This is a genomic window from Halanaerobium sp. (assembly GCF_003070835.1).
Genome location: NZ_QBLR01000510.1, coordinates 1 through 1011, shown reverse-complemented (window position 1 = coordinate 1011; position 1011 = coordinate 1). Strand labels below are relative to the sequence as shown.

The 1011-nt window shown below is 33.6% G+C and carries 1 protein-coding gene; it reads right to left on the bottom strand.

The annotated features are described in order from the left end of the window. Positions 1-629: 629 nt before the first annotated feature. A partial coding sequence (rpsI, locus tag CI949_RS20870; RefSeq protein WP_290769966.1) for a 30S ribosomal protein S9 occupies positions 630-1011 on the bottom strand: 382 nt, incomplete at its 5' end.

The following is a 1011-nucleotide window of genomic DNA, read 5'->3' as shown; positions in this document are numbered from 1 at the left end:
GTGGTGATCTATTACTATTTACTTACATTTTATGGTAACTATCATATTTTATTTGACGTTATCCAATCGGCGGATGAGGCAGCAGAGCAGCACATTTAACACCCATCATTGTCACCTCCGCTAAAGTTAAGCTCTAAATCAATGCAGATAAATTTAATTTAACTTCCAAAAGATTAAGAATTCATATCTAATTCCTTCATCACTTATATTATACAACAAATCAACTGATAAAAAAACACCTCTAAAGCTACTTTTCGCTGATACATTTTATTAATTATTACTTGATTAATCCCCAAAGGCCTGCTTTTTCTTTTTTCTAATCTATTGAATATTTTATTTTAAAGCTGAGCATCAAAATGAGTGACTAAAAAATTATTTTATTATAACTTGATGAATAAAAGAACTTAGGGCAGACGAAGAGCACGGACGCTCTGAGCTGAGCCAGAAACAGGAGGTTTCTTTGCTCAGGCAGCTGTACTAAGTTCTTTTATGAGTCTTAGTTATTGTAATAATTTTTTTCTGGATCGACATTTTGTTGTTCAGCTTTAAAATAATTAACTAAAACTAAGATTAGAAAAAAGAAAAAAGCAGAGCCTGAGCTCTGCCTGTAATAAAATGAAAAATAAATATTATCTTTTTGAAAACTGTGGACTTTTTCTCGCTTTTTTGCGGCCGTACTTCTTTCTTTCAACCATACGGGAGTCTCTGGTTAAGTAACCAGCTTTCTTAAGTGGTCCACGGTAATCCTTATCAACTTCCAGCAGTGCTCTAGCAATTCCATGACGAACTGCTCCAGCTTGACCTGAAAGTCCTCCACCTCTAACATTTACTAATACATCAAATGTACCATCAGCGTTAACTAATTCTAAAGGTGACATAATATCTTTAATTAAAGATTTTCTATTAAAATAGTTATCAATTTCTTTGTCATTTACTAAAAACTTTCCATCTCCAGGCAGCAGGCGCACACGAGCTGTAGAAGTTTTTCTACGACCTGTACCTCTATATTGT